Genomic DNA, 3,402 nt, shown 5'->3' on the forward strand with positions numbered 1-3,402 from the left:
CGCACGCGGGAGGATGCCGGCACGACGAGCACGCGGTGGATGCTGTCGGCCTTGTGGTGGCCCTTCATGATGGCGGCCGCGGCGCGCAGGTCCTCAAGACGTCCGTTGGTGCAGGAGCCGATGAACACGGTGTCCACGGCGATGTCCTTGATGCGCATGCCCGGCTTGAGTCCCATGTAGGCGATGGCGCGCTCGGCCGCGGCGCGCTCGGTCTCGTCGTTGATCGTGGCCGGATCCGGAACGGTGCCGGAGATCTTGGTGCCCTGGCCCGGGTTGGTGCCCCAAGTGACGTACGGTTCGAGGTCTTCGGCGTTGATGGTCACTTCCTTGTCGAACACGGCGTCGTCATCGGTCTTCAACGTCTTCCAGTATTCGACGGCCTTGTCCCACATTTCGCCTTCCGGCGCGTGCGGACGACCCTTCAGGTATTCGAAGGTCACTTCGTCCGGAGCGATCATGCCGGCGCGGGCGCCGGCCTCGATCGACATGTTGCAGATGGTCATGCGGGCGTCCATCGACAGCTTCCTGATGGCTTCGCCGCGGTATTCGATGACGTGGCCCTGACCGCCGCCGGTGCCGATCTTCGCGATGATCGCAAGGATGATGTCCTTGGCGGTGACGCCCTTCGGCAGATCACCCTCGATGTTCACGGCCATGGTCTTGAACGGCTTGAGGCTCAGGGTCTGCGTGGCCATGACATGCTCGACCTCGGAAGTACCGATGCCGATGGCCATCGCGCCGAACGCGCCGTGGGTGGAGGTGTGCGAATCACCGCACACGATGGTCATGCCCGGCTGCGTGAGTCCCAGCACCGGGGCGAACGCGTGCACGACGCCTTGGTCGGCATCGCCGAGCGGGCACAGACGCACGCCGAAATCCTTGCAGTTCTTCTCCAGCGTGCTCAGCTGCAGCGCGGACGTGGCGTCCGGGTTCGGACGGTCGATGTCGACCGTCGGCGTGTTGTGGTCTTCCGTGGCGATCAGCTGGTCGACGTGACGCGGCTTGCGGCCGGCCAGACGCAGGCCCTCGAACGCCTGCGGGCTGGTGACCTCATGCATCAGCATCAGGTCGATGTACAGCAGATCAGGAGCCCCGTCGCTACCCTTGCGCACCAAATGATCGGCCCAGACCTTCTCGGCCAATGTCGTTCCCATTGTGGGACCTCCTCAGATTTTGCTCACTTATTGCATCGCGGGTATTGCCTTCCCGCGTTCCTCGTGGTATAAGCCTATGGGCTTGCCATTGCGTTCGCGCACCTTCATGCCGGTATATGAGATGCCTACGGACGCACGTGCCGCGCCGTCGGGCCGCACCATGGCGAAACGCCTTGCGCGCGTTTCCGGAATCGTTAGAATTTCAACGTTTTCAGCATTTATTCAGGTATCATCAACCAACGTAAATGTTCTGCTTTACCCCAGTCCGACATCACGCACATTTTGCATTTCAATATGTGAGATGGCATAATCCGTCTTATGACTTCTTCGAACACGAGCACCATCATGTCCACAATACAGCAGAACAACGCTGCGAACACGACGGACAGTTCCCAGGAAACCGACGCCGAAAACAAGGAAATCCATTCCGGCGTGGGAGTGCTCGATAAGACCGTCAAGATTCTCGACGCACTTGAATACGGCCCCGCCACACTTGGACAGCTGGTTTCCGCCACCGGTCTGGCGCGTCCGACCGCGCACCGTCTTGCGATCGCGTTGGAACGCCATCGTTTCGTGTTGCGCGACCAGCATGGCCGTTTCGTGCTTGGCTCCCGTTTCGCGGAGCTGGCCGCGGCCGCCGGCGAGGACCGTCTGCTGACCGCGGCCGGGCCGATTCTGCAGACGTTGCTGGACCGCACCGGCGAATCCGCGCAGATCTACCGCCGTCAGGGCGATATGCGCGTGTGCATCGCCGCGGTGGAACGCGCGTCCGGATTGCGCGATTCGATTCCCGTCGGCGCGATGCTTTCCATGGAGGCCGGTTCGGCCGCGCAGATCCTGCTGGCCTGGGAGGATTCCGAACGTCTGCATCAGGGTCTTCGCCACGCCAAATTCACCGCGGCGAAGCTCACCGCAGTGCGCAAGCGCGGCTGGGCGGAATCGGTGAACGAACGCGACGAGGGCGTGTGCTCCATTTCCGCGCCCATCCGCAACGCCTCCGGCCAGGTGATCGCCGCCATTTCGATTTCCGGTCCGAACGGCCGCATGGGTTCCAATCCGGGACGCCGTTACGCGCCGCTGGTCATGGCGGCCGGAAAGTACCTCACCGAAGCGCTGATCAAGGCCTCCACCGGCCGCTGACGGATTCGGCAAAACAGCCGTTCCGGCACGGCATTGAACGACGCCGGCTTTGCGGTTCCCGCCACAGGACGAAGAACCGCAAGGCCGGCGTCGTCGTTATACCGATCCACTCCGCGAACGGCGCGCAATCACGGGAACCTCAGCGGCGCACCCAGGAAAGCAACTTGCTCCACCATGTGGGCCGATGCAGCAGATCCATGCCTTCGGAATCCGGCTTCGATTCGCTGGTCATACCATATATATAGGCCTTGCCGGCACTTGGTTTGCCAACCAGCTCGCCGTATTCCAGCAATTGCGTGCGCGGCTGGTACGGATGCCGTATGTCGAATTCGATCAGTCTCGCGGCGCGCTTAGCCGGCACCGGACCATATGATCCGAATCCGCTGGTCGGCGAGGCGATCATCATCACGCCGTCCATCGTGCCGACGAACGCATTGCGATGGTCATGCCCCGCCGAGATGGCGAAATACCCGTTGTTCCGCAGAATCGTGAATTCACCGCTGTCGGCATCCGGACAGCTGACGCCTTCGCCCAGATACCCGCCCGCCTGCACGCGGTCCTCGTCCAACGTGTAATGCCTGCCGGCGAAACCGCGGTAGCCTTCGATGGCATGCGCGGCGTTCGCAGCGGCCGGTTTGAGCAACTGATAATACTGTGCGAGCGCGAAATGCTGGAATACCATGCAGGGCAACGTGTCCATGCCCGATGAGGCCATGCGATGCGGCGCATCGGCGAGGAACCGCAATGCCACGGCGCTCGGGCTTCCATAGCCGCCCGAGCGCGCGTAATCGCCGGAATCCAGCAACACCAATCCCAACACGTCGCGTGTGCGTCCGGCATCCGCCACCGGCAATGCGAACGTGCCCGGCTCGCACGCGTACACGCGCTGCTCCGGCAGCGGTGACGCATTGTTCGCGCCATCGTCCGAACCATCATGGAAACCATTGCGCGCCGCATCGGCCGAACCATCGCATGCCGCATCGCGCGATGCCTCGTATGCGGCATCATCGGCCATGCCACGCGGCGTCCCAGACGATTCGGCGGCGCCGGGGTTCAGGCATCCCGGGAACTCCTTGCAGATGGCTTCGATTTCGGCGTCGCCGAGTCC

General features: G+C 62.9%; 2 protein-coding genes and 1 pseudogene (1 of these 3 cut by a window edge). 1 reads left to right on the plus strand and 2 read right to left on the minus strand.

Going from position 1 to position 3,402, the window contains the following annotated elements; genetic code table 11:
* A partial coding sequence (leuC, locus tag B3C64_RS07010; protein WP_291534685.1) for a 3-isopropylmalate dehydratase large subunit occupies positions 1-1,154 on the minus strand: 1,154 nt, incomplete at its 3' end.
* Between the two features lie 318 nt (positions 1,155-1,472).
* Here leuC and B3C64_RS07015 point away from each other — a divergent pair.
* Entirely contained in the window at positions 1,473-2,294 is an 822-nt protein-coding gene (locus B3C64_RS07015) for an IclR family transcriptional regulator (protein WP_414632179.1), read from the plus strand.
* A gap of 139 nt (positions 2,295-2,433) precedes the next feature.
* Here B3C64_RS07015 and B3C64_RS07020 read toward each other — a convergent pair.
* Positions 2,434-3,402: pseudogene (locus B3C64_RS07020) on the minus strand (serine/threonine protein phosphatase); it runs 472 nt beyond the window's last position.

Source organism: Bifidobacterium sp. UBA6881 (assembly GCA_002451435.1).
In the GTDB taxonomy this organism is placed as follows: Bacteria; Actinomycetota; Actinomycetes; order Actinomycetales; family Bifidobacteriaceae; genus Bifidobacterium.

What these genes read in the sequence shown, in the direction of transcription:
- B3C64_RS07015 (WP_414632179.1), top strand. Translation starts at nt 1,473, where the DNA reads ATGACTTCTTCGAACACGAGCACCATCATGTCCACAATACAGCAGAAC.